The organism is Burkholderia sp. HI2714 (assembly GCF_002223085.1).
In the GTDB taxonomy this organism is placed as follows: Bacteria; Pseudomonadota; Gammaproteobacteria; order Burkholderiales; family Burkholderiaceae; genus Burkholderia; species Burkholderia lata_D.
Genome location: NZ_NKFM01000027.1, coordinates 109596 through 124372 on the forward strand (window position 1 = coordinate 109596; position 14777 = coordinate 124372).

Sequence of the window (14777 nt, forward strand, 5' to 3'; positions counted from 1 at the left end):
GCAGCCGCCGCGCGCATCCTCCCTAACGCCCGACTTACGCCGATGCGCTTCGTCCGCTCCCTGCTGCTGCTGATCTATTTCATCCTGTACACGGTGCCGTACGCCACCGCGTGCTTCATCGCCTTTCCGTTCATGCGCTCCGACGCGCGCTACTGGATGGCCGCCGGCTGGTGCAAGTCGACACTGTGGGTCGTGCGCTGGCTGAACGGCATCCGCTACCGGATCGAAGGGTACGAGAACCTGCCCGACGGCCCGGCGGTGCTGCTGTCGAAGCACCAGTCCGCGTGGGAGACGCTCGCATTTCCGGCGCTGATGCCGAGGCCGCTTTGCTACGTGTTCAAGCGCGAGCTGCTGTACGTGCCGTTCTTCGGCTGGGCACTCGGGATGCTGCACATGGTCAACATCAACCGCAAGGAAGGCAAGAACGCGTTCACGTCGGTGATCCGCCAGGGCAAGAAGCGCCTGTCGGAAGGCGCATGGATGATCATGTTCCCGGAAGGCACGCGCACGCCGGTCGGCAAGCAGGGCAAGTACAAGACGGGCGGCGCGCGCTTCGCGATCGAAACCGGCGCACCCGTCGTGCCGATCGCGCACAATGCAGGGCGGGTGTGGCCGCGCAACTCGTTCACGAAATTCCCCGGCGTCGTCACCGTGTCGATCGGCAAGCCGATCCCCAGCGAGGGGCTGACGCCCGATGCATTGAACTCGCAGGTCGAAGCATGGATCGAAGCGGAAATGCGCCGGATCGATCCCGATTCGTATCGCCAGGCAGGCAATGCGGGCACGCGCGATGCCGCGCGTGTCTGACGCCCCCAGGTTGCAGCCGTTGCGTACGACAAAAAGAAGCGAACTGATGAAACAGCGTCCGCGGCCACGGCCTGCCGTCGTGGCCCTCGATCATCGCCAGATGGACCTGCCGCTCTTCGACGGGCCGGCCGCCGCACCGTCGGCGCCCGCCACGCCGCCGGCGCCGCCCGAAGCAGCACCTGCCGCGCCCCTCGATCCGGGCCCGGCGCCCGACCGCTCGCGCGTGCGCACGTTCGCACTCGACAGCCGCGTGCTCGAATACCGCCTGAAGCGCTCCGCGCGCCGCACGATCGGCTTCACGATCGACGGCAGCGGGCTGTCGATCACCGCGCCGCGCTGGGTCACGCTCGCCGACATCGAAGCCGCGATCTCCGAGAAACAGCGCTGGATCTTCGCGAAGCTCGCGGAGTGGAAGACGCGCACCGAACAGCGCGCGCTGCCCCAGATCGACTGGCGCGACGGCGCGGCGCTTCCCTATCTCGGCAAGACGGTGACGATCGCGCTCGGCGCGGGCGCCGTCGCGTTCGATACCGATGCGCTGCGGCTCTCGCTGCCGCTGCCCGTGCAGGCCGACATGCAGCAGATCAAGGATCGCGTGCAGGGCTGGCTGCAGGGCGAAGCGAAGCGGATCTTCGGTGAACGCCTCGCCGTCTATGCGGAGAAACTCGGCGTCACGTATTCGATGTACGCGCTATCGTCGGCCGCGACGCGCTGGGGCAGTTGCTCGAGCGACGGCAAGATCCGGCTGAACTGGCGGCTGATCCATTTCCCGATGTCGATCATCGACTACGTCGTCGCGCACGAGCTGTCGCACCTGCGCGAGATGAACCACAGCCCGGCCTTCTGGCAGACCGTCGAATCGATCTTTCCCGAGTTCCGCGAAGCGCGGCATACGCTCAAGCATCACCCGCCCGAGTTGCTGCCGTCGCTGTGATGCGCGCGGCGTCGCCGCCAACGAAAAAGGGCGATGCGGATCACCCCGCATCGCCCTTTTTTGCTGCCGCGGCGCACATCGCACGCCGCAGCCCGGTTCATCCGGCGCTCAGTGCGCCTTCTTCTGGATGAACTCGATCTTGTAGCCGTCCGGATCCTCGACGAACGCGATCACGGTCGTGCCATGCTTCATCGGGCCCGCTTCGCGCGTGACCTTGCCGCCTTGCGCCTTGATCTGCTCGCAGGCCTTGTACGCATCGTCGACTTCGAGCGCGAGGTGGCCGAAGCCGTTGCCGAGATCGTAGGCCGGCGTATCCCAGTTATGGGTCAGCTCGATCACCGTGTTGTCGCTTTCATCGCCGTAGCCGACGAATGCGAGCGTGAACTTGCCTTCCGGATAGTCGTCGCGGCGCAGCACCTTCATGCCGAGCAATTCGGTGTAGAACTTGATCGAGCGGTCGAGATCGCCGACTCGCAGCATCGTATGCAGCAATCGCATGTGTTGTACTCCTGTGGGGACTTTCCAGAACCGGGAACTCTACCAGAGTCGGGTGAATTTCGCCGGGGGCGCCTGGCCGGGGGCGCCTAGCCGGGGGCGCCCAGCCGGGGGCGCCTGGCCGCGGCCATCCAGGAGCGACCAGCAGGAGGCGCCTCGCCCGAACGCGGCCGATATGGTCCATCGTCGCCAACCGACGCGAGCACAACGGCGTAAAACGGCACGATCCGGCTCGCCCGGCTACTGCGCCGATCGGGTAACATCCTTCCACCTCGCACCAAAAACGGGCATGCGACCCACTGCCCGAACGCGACCACTCCTTCCCCGAGACAGCCACACTGCCGTGCGAAACCGCCGATTCGAGCGCGCCGGATGCGCCGCCCTCCCGACCTTGCAGCCGCCGCGCCGAACCGGCGAGGCTCGCCGATGACCACGCTCGCCGCCGTCCCAATGCGCCGCGCGCTCGACACGCGCGCCGTCGGCCTGATGCTGCTGCTATGCGCGATCTGGGGCTTCCAGCAAGTCGCGATCAAGAGCACGAACGCCGCGATTGCACCGATGTTCCAGGCCGGGCTGCGCTCGGTGATCGCGGCGGTGCTGCTGTGGGGCTGGGCCCGCTCGCGCGGTACGCCGCTGTTCCAGGCGGACGGCACGTTCGGCGCGGGCCTCGCGGCCGGGGCGCTGTTCGCCGGCGAATTCATCTGCGTGTTCTTCGGGCTGACGCTGACGAGTGCGTCGCACATGGCGATCTTCCTGTACACGGCGCCCTGCTTCACCGCGCTCGGCCTGCATCTGTTTGCACCGGGCGAACGACTGCAGCGCACGCAGTGGGCCGGCGTCGGCCTGGCATTCGCCGGCATCGCGCTCGCATTCGCGGACGGCTTCCTGAAACCGCGCGCACCCGGCGCATCGGTACTGGCCGGGCTCGCCGGCGACGCGCTCGGCATCCTCGGCGGCGCGATGTGGGCCGCGACGACGGTCGTCGTGCGCTCGACTGCACTCGCCCGGGCGAGCGCGAGCAAGACGTTGTTCTACCAGCTCGCGGTATCGGCGGTCGTGCTGGTCGCGCTTGCCGCACTGTTCGGCCAGGTGTCGTTCGCGCACGTCACGCCGGTCGCGGTGGCAAGCCTCGCGTACCAGTCGGTGATCGTCGCGTTCGTCAGCTACCTGTCGTGGTTCTGGCTGCTGACACGCTACAGCGCGTCACGGCTGTCGGTCTTCACGTTCCTGTCGCCGCTGTTCGGCGTCGCGTTCGGCGTGCTGCTGCTCGGCGAATCGGTCGGCTGGCGCTTCATGTCCGCGGCCGCGCTCGTGCTGACCGGCATCGCGCTCGTCAACGCGCCACCGCGCCGGCGGGCGTGACGACCCGGCGCAACACGCGCGGGCCCACGCAATAAAAAAGGCTGCCTCGCAGGGCAGCCTCTTCTTCCCATCCGGTCCGGCTCGCGTGACCGGCCTCAACCGGCCTTGCGCACCGCCGCGAGCGCCTGCGCGACGCCGACGTACTCAGCCACGCTCACATCCTCCGCACGGCGTGCGAGATCGAAGCCGAGCGCGTCGAAATCGATCGTCTCGCGATAGTCGCCGAGCGTATTGCGCAGCATCTTGCGGCGTTGCGAGAACGCGGCGGTGACGATTTCGCCGAGCAGCACGGGATCGACGTCCGGCAGTTCATGCGGTTCGTACGGAATCATCCGGACGATCGCCGAATCGACCTTCGGCGGCGGCTGGAACGATTCCGGCGGCACGTCGAGCATCTTCTCCATCACGTAGCGGTACTGCAGCATCACCGACAGACGCGAAAACGCCTTCGTGCCGGGCTCCGCGACCATCCGCTCGACGACTTCGTTCTGCAGCATGAAATGCTGGTCGATGACCGCATCGGCGAACGTCATCAGGTGAAACAGCAGCGGGCTGGAAATGTTGTACGGCAGGTTGCCGACGATCCGCAGCGACGGCTTGTCGCCGGGCGCCGCGAGCGACCGGAAGTCGAACGCGAGCGCGTCGCCCGCGTGCAGCTCGAGCAGCGCGCCGAAGCGTTGCTGCAGGCGCCCGATCAGGTCACGGTCGAGCTCGACCGCATGCAGCGGCGACTCGGGTGTCGCGAGGCGCTCGATCAGCGGCTCGGTCAGCGCGCCGAGCCCGGGGCCGATCTCGACCATGCGCTGGCCGCGCGCGGGGCCGATCGTCGAGACGATCGAGTCGATCACGCCGTGATCGACGAGGAAGTTCTGCCCGAAGCGCTTGCGCGCGAAATGGCCTTGGTGCTGTCTGCTGTTCGACATCGACTGAGTAAAACGAAAAATACGACGAAAGAGGTGAAGCCGGGCCCGCGTCAGGCCGTGCGGCGATGGCGCGCCATCGTGACGGCCGTGTCGAGCGCGGCGATCATGCTGCCCGGATCCGCGCGGCCGGTGCCGGCCAGATCGAGTGCCGTGCCGTGATCGACCGACGTCCGGATGATCGGCAGCCCGAGCGTCACATTGATGCCCTCGCCGAACGTCGCATACTTCAGCACGGGCAGACCCTGGTCATGGAACATCGCGAGCACGCAATCGGCGTCCGCGAGATGGCGCGGCTGGAACAGCGTGTCGGCCGGATACGGGCCGCGCGCGTCGATGCCCTGCGCGTTCGCGCGGGCCAGCGCCGGCGAGATCACGTCGATCTCCTCGCGGCCGAGATAACCGTTCTCGCCCGCGTGCGGGTTCAGGCCCGTCACGAGGATGCGCGGTGCGGCGAGACCGAAGTCGCGCCGCAGGTCGCGATCGATGATCGCGAGTGTCTCGACGAGCCCGTCGATCGTGAGTGCGGCCGACACGTCCTTCAGCGGCAGGTGCGTGGTCGCGAGCGCGACACGCAGCGGCTTGTGTCCGGTACCGGCCAGCATCATCACGACCCGCGGCGTATGCGTGCGCTCCGCCAGGTATTCGGTATGGCCGGTGAACGGCACGCCCGCATCGTTGATGGTGCTCTTCTGCAGCGGCGCGGTGACGATCGCATCGTACCGGCCCGCCAGCGCACCGTCGATCGCCGCGTCGAGCAACCCGAGCACGTACGGGCCGTTCGCGGCGTCCAGCTTGCCCGCCTGCACGGGCACGGCGAGCGCGTGATGCGCGACCGACACCGGCCCGCTGCCAGTCAGTGTGGCCCGGTCGGCGCCGACGGCCGCCGCACGCGCGTCGAGCAGCGCCGCATCGCCGAGCACGGTGAAATGCGCGTCGGGCCAGCGCTGCGCGGCATCACGCAGCGCCTGCACGGTCAGCTCCGGGCCGACCCCCGCGGGTTCGCCAGTCGTGATCGCGATCTGCAGCGCGGGCGTGGTCATCTGAAGCTCGCTCAGTTCGCCGGGCCGACGCCGCCGATCTTGTACTGCACGTACGACGAATCGCGCAGCTCGCGCAGCCAGTCGGCATACGCCTGCTCGGCCTTGCGCTGGCCGATCGCCTGACGCGCGATATCCATCTGCTGCTGCACCGAACCTTCCGCCTCGCGGCGCTCGACCACCTGGATCAGGTGATAGCCGTATTCGGTACGAATCGGCTGGCTGATCTGGCCGGCCTGCAGGTTGTTCATCGCGCGCTCGAATTCCGGCACGGTCTCGCCCGGGCTGATCCAGCCGAGATCGCCGCCCTGCGATGCCGAACCGTCCTGCGAGTAGGTGCGTGCGAACTTCTCGAAATCGCCGCCGGCCTCGACCTGCTTGCGGATGTCCTGCAACTGCTGGCGCGCCTGGCCTTCCGACTTGCCTTCGCCCACGCGCAGCAGGATGTGGCGCACGTGCGTCTGGACGATCTTCGGTGCGGCGGCGGTCGCGCCCTGGCTCTGGCGGCGATCGACGAGACGCACGATCTCGAAGCCGTCCGGCACGCGGATCAGCGTCGGGTTGACCTGGCCCGGGCGCAGCTTCGATGCGGCGTCGACGACGTCGGCCGGCAGCGCGCTCGGTGCCTTGAAGCCGAGGTCGCCGCCCTTCTTCGCGTCGTTCGCTTCCGAATTGTTCTTCGCGAGCTTCTCGAAATCGGCGCCCGACTTCGCCTGCTGCAGCAGCGCGTCAGCCTTCTTCTGCGCGGCTTCGATGTCGGCCTGCGGCGCGTTGGTCGGCGCCTTGATGAAGATGTGCTGGAAGCGCAGGTCCTGCTGTTGCGACGCATTCGGCCCGCGCTGGCTCGCGATGTAGTTCGCGACCTCGGCGTCCGACACGGTGATCTTGCCGTCGACCTCGCGCTCGCGCAGCTTCGACAGCATCAGTTCGGTACGCGCGTCGCTCGTGAAGATGCTCCAGGGCACGCCTTGCGCCTCGAGGCGCGCACGGTACTGCTCGAGCGTCATGCCGTTCGCCTGCGCGAGACGCTGCAGCGTGGCCTGCACGGTCGCGTCGTCGATGCGGATCCCGTCGTCCTTGGCCTTCTGCACCTGGATACGCTCGAGCACCATCTGGTTCAGCACCTGCGCGCGCAGCTGGTCGGTCGGCGGCACGGGTGCGTTCTGCTGCTGCAGCCGGCGCGCGATCAGGCCGGCACGCTGGTCGAGTTCGCGGCCCGTGATCACGTCGTTGTTGACGACCGCGACGACTTCGTCGGCGAGCTGCGCACCTTGCGAACCGAGCGCCTGCGCCGCGACCGGCGCGGCGGCGAGCAGCGCGGAGGCCGCAGCGAGGCTGGACACGACTGCCGCGAAACGAAGGGTTTTCTTCATTGCCACTGGAACTCCATTGAAATCGTGCTGACCGGTGCAGACAAGCCGGCGTTACTCGTAGTTGCTGAAGCGGGACATCGGCGGCGGCGGCGGCGGCAGCGGCGTGTAGCCCGGCACCCCGGCGCGGAATGCGGACACGAGGCCGTTGTCGACGGTCGACAGGCCCTTGAGCGTCAGCTGCATCATGACTCGCGTCGACGAGTTCTGCTGTCCCGACGAATTGATGCCGTTCGCCGCCCGTTGCACCCCGACCCCGAGCGCCCAGCAGTCCGCGTCGTATTGTAAGCCGACCAGACCGTCGACCACGCGATCACCGGCGAGGTCGTAGTTGAAGCGGCCGATCGCATACAGGCGGCGCGTGAGCGGCCATTGCGCGGACACCAGGAACTGGTTGATCGGCTGGTTGTCGAGCGTGGTGTTCGATCGCGTGTAGCGGTAGCCGACGTTGATCACGCGGCGCTCGCCCGGGCTGTAGCCGAAACCGACGCTCGACTTCACGAGCTGGTTGTTGTTCTGGTTGTACTGGAACGCCGTCTCCGACATGAAGCCCGAGCCGAGCTTCAGCGCGGCGCCGACGATCAGGTCCGAGTGGCGCGCCAGCACGGCGCTCTGCCCGGGAGTCAGCGTGACGCGCTGATCGGCGAAGTAGTACTGCTGCGCGATCACGAAACGCGCGCGCTCGTCGCCGGTGCGCGGGTCGATGAAGCGCGACGTGAGGCCGGCCGTGATCCGGTTCGCGTCGGCGATCCGGTCGTTGCCGACGAACGTGTTCGGCTGGTAGATCTCCGCGAGGCCGAAGTCCGACTCCGCGGTGTCGAACAGCGGCGCGTTCGACTGGTCGCGATACGGCGTGTACACGTAGTACAGGCGCGGCTCGAGGGTCTGGATGAAGTCCTGGCCGAACAGGCGTACCGAGCGGTCGAAGATCAGGCCCGAATCGAAGCTCACGGTCGGGATCGACTCGGTGAAGCGCTTCGGATTGTTCGGCGTGCTCGACGACAGGTAGTTCAGGTCGTACGACGCGAAGTGGTACTGGACCTTCGGCACCACGAAGTAGCCGGGGCCGTATACGCCGTACGCGATGTACGGGTTGAAGACGATCCGGTCACCCTGGGTCGCATCGGCCGTCGTGATGCGGAACCGCGAATAGTCGGCTTCCGCGCCGAAGTCGAAACCGCCGACGTTGTACTTCGTGTACTTCACGTTCAACTGCGGCTCGCGGCTGTACGGCGCGATCGACGGCGGCAACGTCTGCCAGTGCTGGTAGCGCGCGAGCACCGACCACGGGCCGTTGTTGTACGTGACGCCTGCTTCCTGCTGGTACAGCGTCTGCGTCCCGTTGATGAACTGGTTCGCCGACCCGAGGTCTTCGGGATACGTATTGTCCGAGACCTTGTTGTAGTAGACATAGCCGCCGAAGCCGCCGCCGAAGTTCTGCTGGTGCTGCCAGTAGATCGCGTAACGGTTGCGGTGCGCGAGCCGGTCATCCGGCAGGTAATTGGCCGTAAACGTGCCCGAATACGACGGCGACAGGTAGCGGAACGTCGCCTCGGTCATCACGCCGCGCCGCGAGATGATGCGCGGCGTGAGCGTCAGGTCGCGGTTCGGCGCGATGTTGAAGTAGTACGGCAGCGACAGTTCGAACCCGTTGCTCGAGTTCATCGCGAACGTCGGCGGCAGCAGGCCGCTGCGCCGCTCGCCCGACAGCGGGAACGTCATCCACGGGCTCGCGAAGATCGGCACGCCCTGGAAGAACAGCACGCCGTTGCGCGCGGTGCCTTCGTCGGCGCCGGTATCGAAGTCGAAGCGGCTGCCCTTGATGTACCACGCGGGGTTCGTCGAACACTGGCACGCGGTGTAGGTGCCGTTGACGAACACCGAGCGCTCGTTGTCGACCATGTCGACGCGTTCCGCGCTGCCCGACCCGCCCGTCACGTTGAAGTGGTACTTCGGCGCGGTCATGAAGCCCTGGTTCGCCTCGATCTTCAGGTGCGCCTCGGGGCCGGCGAACGACGTGCCGCCATTGATCACCTTGACCTGGCCGTACGCATCGGCCATGTCGGTATCCTGATCGTAGTGGATCGCGTCGGCCTTCACGACGGCGTCACCGCGCCGCAGCTCGGCCGAACCCTTCGCGGCGAGATCCTGCTCGGCCGTGCCGCTCGTGTGGTCGGCGATCACGAAGGCGGCCGGCTTCGCGCCGTCCTTCAGCGGATGATCCTCGAGCTGGGGCGCGAGACGCAGATCCCACGGCGAGTCGAGCGGCTGCGGCTGCGCGGCCGCGCCCGACAGCTGCGCGTACGACACGGCCGGCACGAGGCCGGGCACGGCCAGGAGTGCGAGCGCGAGCCGCCGTTTGCGCGGCGCCCCGTCACCGGGGAAAACATTCGGGAATAGCGGTTTGGGCGGCATCTATCGTTTGGCGAATCGCCCCTTGTCAACCGCGCCGTCGCGGCACATTCGCGCGCGGCGGGCCGCACCGTCGCACCGCGACTGCGGCTGAGCGCAAACCGGGGAGGCGACCGCGCGACAGGCAGGCGGGCCTGCACGGCGGAAAGCTGACGCGGGGCGCGTCAAAAAAGTCGTGGGGTATTATATGGCAAGACGTTCCCCCCTCCTCCGAGTTTCATGACGCCCCCATCCGCCGCATCCCAGCCCGACGCCCGCCTCGAAGCGCTCACCGCGTGGCTGCACCCGTTCGCCGAACGCCATGCGCTCGACCTGTCGACCCTCGCGCCCGCCTCGTCGGACGCCAGTTTCCGCCGCTATTTCCGTGTCGCGTCGGCCACGAACGCCGGCGGCACGCTGATCGCCGTCGACGCGCCGCCGCCCGAAAAGTGCCGCGAGTTCGTCCAGGTCGCGCACCTGCTCGCCGCGGCCGGCGACCACGTGCCGGACGTGCTGGCCCACGATTTCGACGCGGGCTTCATGCTCGTGACCGATCTCGGCCGCACGTCGTACATCTCGGTGCTCGATCCGGCCGACCCGGCCGCCGCAAAACCGCTGATGCGCGCGGCGCTCGACGCGCTGATCCGCTTCCAGCTCACGTCGAAGCCTGACGTGCTGCCGCCGTTCGACGAAGCATTCCTGCGCCGCGAGATGGAGCTGATGCCCGAATGGTTCGTCGGCCGCCACCTCGGCAAGCCGGTCACCGACGCGATGCGCGGCACGCTCGACCGCACCTTCGCGCTGCTGGTCGCCAGCGCGCACGCGCAGCCACAGGGTTTCATGCTGCGCGACTTCATGCCGCGCAACCTGATGGTGTGCGAACCGAACCCGGGCATCCTCGACTTCCAGGACGCCGTCTACGGGCCGCTGACGTACGACGTCGTGTCGCTGCTGCGCGACGCCTTCATCAGCTGGGACGAGGAATTCGAGCTCGACTGCTTCGCGTACTACTGGGAAAAGGCGAAAAAGGCCGGCCTGCCGGTCGACCCCGACTTCGGCGAGTTCTACCGCCAGCTCGAATGGATGGGGCTGCAGCGCCACATCAAGGTGCTCGGCCTGTTCGCGCGTATCAATTACCGTGACGGCAAGCCGCACTACCTGAACGACCTGCCGCGCTTCATCGCGTATGCGCGCAAGGTCGCGCTGCGCTATCGCCCGCTCGTGCCGTTCGCGAAGCTGCTCGACGAGCTCGAGGGCAACGCGCCGGCCGACGTAGGCTATACGTTCTGATCGTTCCGACTCTCCTGACACCCGGCCGAACATGAGCAACACCCTGACCACGGCGATGATCTTCGCCGCCGGGCGCGGCGAACGGATGCGCCCGCTCACCGACACCCGCCCGAAGCCGCTGCTCGAAGCGGGCGGCAAGCCGCTGATCGTGTGGCAGATCGAAGCGCTCGCGCGTGCGGGCATCGAGACGATCGTGATCAACCACGCGTGGCTCGGCGAGCAGATCGAGGCTGCGCTCGGCGACGGTTCGCGCTGGGGCGTGCGCCTCGTGTATTCGGCCGAGGGCGAAGCGCTGGAAACGGCCGGCGGCATTGCGCAGGCGTTGCCGTTGCTCGAGCGCGACGGGCAGCCGGCCGTGTTCGCGGCGGTCAGCGGCGACGTCTACTGCGCGTTCGATTACCGATCGCTCGCGCCGCGCGCCGCCCGGATGGCCGCGCTCGACGCGCCGGCGATGCACCTCGTGATGGTGCCGAACCCGCCGTTCCACCCGACCGGCGACTTCTCGCTCGGCGACGACGGCCGCCTTGCGCTCGACGGCGCCGCGCGCTTCACGTTCGGCAACATCGGCCTGTACGACACGCGGATGTTCCGCGATCTCGCGCCCGGCACACGGCGTGCGCTGACGCCGTACTATCGCGCGGCGATCGAGGCCGGCCGCGCGAGCGGCGAACTGTACGAAGGTATCTGGGAGAACGTCGGCACGCCCGCGCAACTCGGCGAGCTGGATGCGCGGCTGCGCGCCGCGGAGTGACCGGCTGACGGGTCGTCGGGCTGATTGATCCGCTGGTTGATCGATCCGCTGGTTGATCGATCCGCTGGTTGGTTGAGCGGCTGGTCAGTTGGCCGGCTGTTTAGCTGGCTGGCTGGCTGGCTGGCTAGCTGGCTAGCTGGCTGGCTGGCTGGCTGGCTGGCTGGCTGGCTGGCTGGCTGGCTGACTGGCTGGCTGACTGGCTGGCTGACTGGCTGACTGGCTGACTGGCTGACTGGCTGACTGGCTGACTGGCTGGTTGGCTAACCGGCAAACTGGCCGGTTTGGCTTGACCGATCAACAGGTCCAGCGCCAGCCGGACCGTCATGCCGGCCCGACTCCGCCCATCGAGCGAGCCCCCTTCCGCTACGCCCCCCGCGCGCAGCACCGCCGCTCAAGCGGCTTCCGCCTCTTCCCCGCCCGCCGCCGCGCGCTGCTGCTGCAGCGCCCACATCTGCGCATACAGCCCGTCGGCGCGCACGAGTTCGTCGTGCGTGCCGCGCTCGACGATCCGCCCGTGGTCCATCACGAGGATCTGCTGCGCATGAACGACCGTCGACAGCCGGTGCGCGATCACGAGCGTCGTGCGATGCCGCGCGATCTGGTCGAGTTCGTGCTGGATCGCGCGCTCCGAGCGCGAATCGAGCGCCGACGTCGCTTCATCGAACAGCAGCACCGGCGGGTTCTTCAACAGCGTGCGCGCGATCGCGACGCGCTGTTTCTCGCCGCCCGACAGCTTCAGCCCGCGCTCGCCGACCGGCGTGTCATACCCCTTCGGCAAACTTTCGATGAAATCGTGGATGTGCGCGGCGCGCGCGGCTGCGATCACCTCGTCGCGGGTCGCGGTCGGCCGGCCGTACGCGATGTTGTAGTAGATCGAGTCGTTGAACAGCACGGTGTCCTGCGGCACGATCCCGATCGACGCGCGCAGCGAATCCTGCGTGACGTCGCGGATGTCCTGGCCGTCGATCCGGATCGCGCCGCCCGTCTGCCGGTCGAGATCGTAGAAGCGGAACAGCAGCCGCGACAGCGTCGACTTCCCTGAGCCGCTGTGGCCGACCACCGCGGTCGTCGTGCCCGCGTCGATCGTGAACGACACGTCGTGCAGGATCTGCCGCGCCGGCTCGTACGCGAAATTCACGTGCTCGAAGCGCACCTGTGCGCCGGCGACCGCAAGCGGCCGCGCATCGGGCAAATCGGCCACTTCCTTCGCGGCCGACAGCAGCCCGAACATGCGATCCATGTCGGTGAGGCTCTGCTTCAGCTCGCGATAGACGACGCCGAGAAAATTCAGCGGAATGTACAGCTGCAGCATGAACGTGTTGATCAGGACCAGATCGCCGAGCGTCAGCTTGCCCGCGAGCACGCCCTGCGTCGCGCGCCACAGGATGAACACGAGCCCCGTGCCGATGATCGCCTGCTGGCCGAAGTTCAGCACCGACAGCGAGTTCTGCGAACGGATCGCGGCTTTCCGGTAGCGCTTCAGGTTCTCGTCGTAGCGCTGCGCTTCCCACTCCTCGTTGCCGAAATACTTCACCGTCTCGTAGTTGATCAGCGAATCGATCGCCCGCGAATTCGCGCGCGAATCGAGTTCGTTCATCGTGCGGCGGAAATGCGTGCGCCAGTTGGTGACCTTCACCGTGAACACGATGTACGTGACCAGCGCCGCGAACGTCACGTACGCGTAATAGGCCTCGTACTTGACCACGAAGAACCCGAGCACGAGCCCGACCTCGACGAGCGTCGGCAGGATGCTGTACAGCGAATATGAAATCAGCTGCTGGATGCCGCGCGTGCCGCGCTCGATGTCGCGCGACATGCCGCCGGTCTGGCGCTCGAGGTGAAACCGCAGCGACAGCCCGTGCAGGTGACGGAACACCTGCAGCGCGAGCTGGCGCACCGCGCTCTCGGTGACCTTCGAGAACAGGATCTCGCGCAGCTCGGTAAACAGCGACGTGGACAGCCGCACGAGCGCATACGCGACGACCAGCAGCCCCACGCCGCCCGCGAGCACGATACCGGCCGACTGTTCGGCGCGGCCGATCGCGGTGATCTGCTGGACGTAGGACAGGTGGTCGACGATGCGCTTCATCACGACCGGCACGCCGAGGTTCGCGACCTTCGCGCCGATCAGGCAGCCGAGCGCGAGCGCGACGCGCCATTTGTAGGTGGTCAGGTACGGCAGCAGCGACCGGATGGTCTGCCAGTCGTTGCGGGGCCCGGTCGAAGCCGGCGCGGGCTCGCCGGAAGCAGGAAATCGGCGCATGGGGGGAAGGATCGGCGGCAGTGCCGGACGCGTGCAGCGGCGGCCGGCTCGCTCACTTTCTCGTACAATTTGCGAACGTTGTATTGTCGCAGAAGCCGCTTCGCGCCGCTGCCGGCGCCCTCGCCGGCCGGCCTGCGCGCGGCGGCCTATTTATTACAGGATGAAAGCCCCCGCCATGACCGATTCGACCCTCGAACTCCCGCAAAAGCAGCCCGCGCTGCGCGTCGTCCCGCAACCGCACGACGCGAACGTCCACGGCGACGTGTTCGGCGGCTGGATCATGTCGCAGGTCGACATCGCCGGCTCGATCCCCGCGAGCCAGCGTGCGAACGGTCGCGTCGCGACGGTCGCGGTCAATTCGTTCGTGTTCAAGCAGCCGGTGTTCGTCGGCGATCTGCTGAGCTTCTACGCGACCATCACGCGTACCGGCAACACGTCGATCACGGTCGACGTCGAGGTGTACGCACAGCGCATGCGCCTGATGGGCGAAGTCGTGAAAGTTACCGAAGCGACGCTCACCTACGTCGCGACCGGCACCGACCGCAAGCCGCGGCAACTGCCGCCGCTCTGACGGACGAGCGCCGCGCGGCGGCGCTTCCACCCGCCTTCGGCCACCTCAGTGCGTGGCCGTCAGCCCGAACTCCCGCATCGCGGGCACGAAATCGTGATTCAGCTTCGGCTTGCGCGACAACTTCACCAGCACGTAGCGCTGGAACGGCGCGAGCCGCTGCCACTGCGCGAGCTCGGGCGCCGTCAGCCCAGCCAGCGCGCTCTGCTGCACGAGCGCCTCCGGCACGATGTCGGTGGCGCGCCAGGTCGGCTGCTCGTCCGGCTGGAACCACGAGGGTTCCAGGTCCGCGTGCGTGCGCAGCATTTCGAACAGCGCGTGATCGAAGTTGGGCTCGATCGCGGTGTCCTCGTCGGCCGGAAAGCGCGCGAGCAGCTTGCGGTCCTCGAGCGGCAGCAACTGCCACTGCTCCAGTGAAATCCGCAGACCGAAACGGTCGAGATTGAAACGCACGATCATCGGGATGTACGTGAAGTTTTCCGACGAATCGTGTTCGAAGGCGAATAGCAGTGGAGCGTCGCTGAGTCCCATGATCGTTACCTGATGTGGCGGATACCGGCGCGGCCGGCTTGCCTGGGGTATTTTA

At 67.4% G+C, this 14777-nt stretch carries 13 protein-coding genes; 6 read left to right on the top strand and 7 right to left on the bottom strand.

All coding sequences use genetic code 11. From position 1 onward, the window contains the following. The first annotated feature begins 42 nt into the window (after window positions 1–42). Together CFB82_RS15160 and CFB82_RS15165 are read left to right on the top strand one after the other, a co-directional pair. Window positions 43–807, top strand: a complete 765-nt coding sequence (locus tag CFB82_RS15160) for a lysophospholipid acyltransferase family protein (protein ID WP_011353136.1) — start codon at window positions 43–45, stop codon at window positions 805–807. Between the two features lie 46 nt (window positions 808–853). Then, on the top strand, window positions 854–1741 hold the full coding sequence (locus CFB82_RS15165; protein WP_069248814.1) for a M48 family metallopeptidase: 888 nt from the start codon (window positions 854–856) through the stop codon (window positions 1739–1741). A gap of 108 nt (window positions 1742–1849) precedes the next feature. On the opposite strand, the gene gloA is transcribed toward CFB82_RS15165, so the two are convergent. Next, complete coding sequence (gene gloA / locus CFB82_RS15170; RefSeq protein WP_069248815.1) at window positions 1850–2239, bottom strand: lactoylglutathione lyase; 390 nt, start codon at window positions 2237–2239, stop codon at window positions 1850–1852. 423 nt (window positions 2240–2662) lie between these two features. Between gloA and CFB82_RS15175 the strand changes: the two genes are divergently transcribed. Next, the gene (locus CFB82_RS15175) at window positions 2663–3598 is read left to right on the top strand and encodes a DMT family transporter (protein WP_069249362.1); all 936 of its coding nucleotides are present in this window, start codon (window positions 2663–2665) and stop codon (window positions 3596–3598) included. A 95-nt stretch (window positions 3599–3693) separates the two neighbouring features. On the opposite strand, the gene rsmA is transcribed toward CFB82_RS15175, so the two are convergent. The 4 genes from rsmA to CFB82_RS15195 are packed head-to-tail and all read right to left on the bottom strand — an operon-like array spanning window position 3694 to window position 9343. Beyond that, on the bottom strand, window positions 3694–4521 hold the full coding sequence (rsmA, locus tag CFB82_RS15180; RefSeq protein WP_047852199.1) for a 16S rRNA (adenine(1518)-N(6)/adenine(1519)-N(6))-dimethyltransferase RsmA: 828 nt from the start codon (window positions 4519–4521) through the stop codon (window positions 3694–3696). 50 nt (window positions 4522–4571) lie between these two features. Then, a complete protein-coding gene (gene pdxA, locus CFB82_RS15185) occupies window positions 4572–5561 on the bottom strand; it encodes a 4-hydroxythreonine-4-phosphate dehydrogenase PdxA (protein ID WP_089484553.1) in 990 nt (329 codons plus the stop codon). Window positions 5562–5572: 11 nt separating this feature from the next. Next, window positions 5573–6931, bottom strand: coding sequence for a peptidylprolyl isomerase (locus tag CFB82_RS15190; protein WP_069248817.1), 1359 nt, complete (start codon window positions 6929–6931; stop codon window positions 5573–5575). A 51-nt stretch (window positions 6932–6982) separates the two neighbouring features. Next, complete coding sequence (locus CFB82_RS15195; protein WP_089484554.1) at window positions 6983–9343, bottom strand: LPS-assembly protein LptD; 2361 nt, start codon at window positions 9341–9343, stop codon at window positions 6983–6985. A gap of 216 nt (window positions 9344–9559) precedes the next feature. Between CFB82_RS15195 and CFB82_RS15200 the strand changes: the two genes are divergently transcribed. Next, window positions 9560–10609, top strand: coding sequence for an aminoglycoside phosphotransferase family protein (locus CFB82_RS15200; RefSeq protein WP_089484555.1), 1050 nt, complete (start codon window positions 9560–9562; stop codon window positions 10607–10609). A 31-nt stretch (window positions 10610–10640) separates the two neighbouring features. Then, a complete protein-coding gene (gene murU, locus CFB82_RS15205; RefSeq protein ID WP_089484556.1) occupies window positions 10641–11360 on the top strand; it encodes an N-acetylmuramate alpha-1-phosphate uridylyltransferase MurU in 720 nt (239 codons plus the stop codon). Window positions 11361–11751: 391 nt separating this feature from the next. On the opposite strand, the gene CFB82_RS15210 is transcribed toward murU, so the two are convergent. After that, window positions 11752–13623: an ABCB family ABC transporter ATP-binding protein/permease gene (locus tag CFB82_RS15210; RefSeq protein ID WP_089484557.1), complete on the bottom strand. Its 1872-nt coding sequence runs from the start codon at window positions 13621–13623 to the stop codon at window positions 11752–11754. A 175-nt stretch (window positions 13624–13798) separates the two neighbouring features. Between CFB82_RS15210 and CFB82_RS15220 the strand changes: the two genes are divergently transcribed. Next, entirely contained in the window at window positions 13799–14194 is a 396-nt protein-coding gene (locus CFB82_RS15220) for an acyl-CoA thioesterase (RefSeq protein ID WP_041492954.1), read from the top strand. 45 nt (window positions 14195–14239) lie between these two features. Here the strand turns inward: CFB82_RS15220 and CFB82_RS15225 are convergent, their stop codons facing one another. Continuing rightward, complete coding sequence (locus tag CFB82_RS15225) at window positions 14240–14722, bottom strand: nitrate reductase associated protein (RefSeq protein WP_089446377.1); 483 nt, start codon at window positions 14720–14722, stop codon at window positions 14240–14242. Between the last annotated feature and the right edge of the window lie 55 nt (window positions 14723–14777).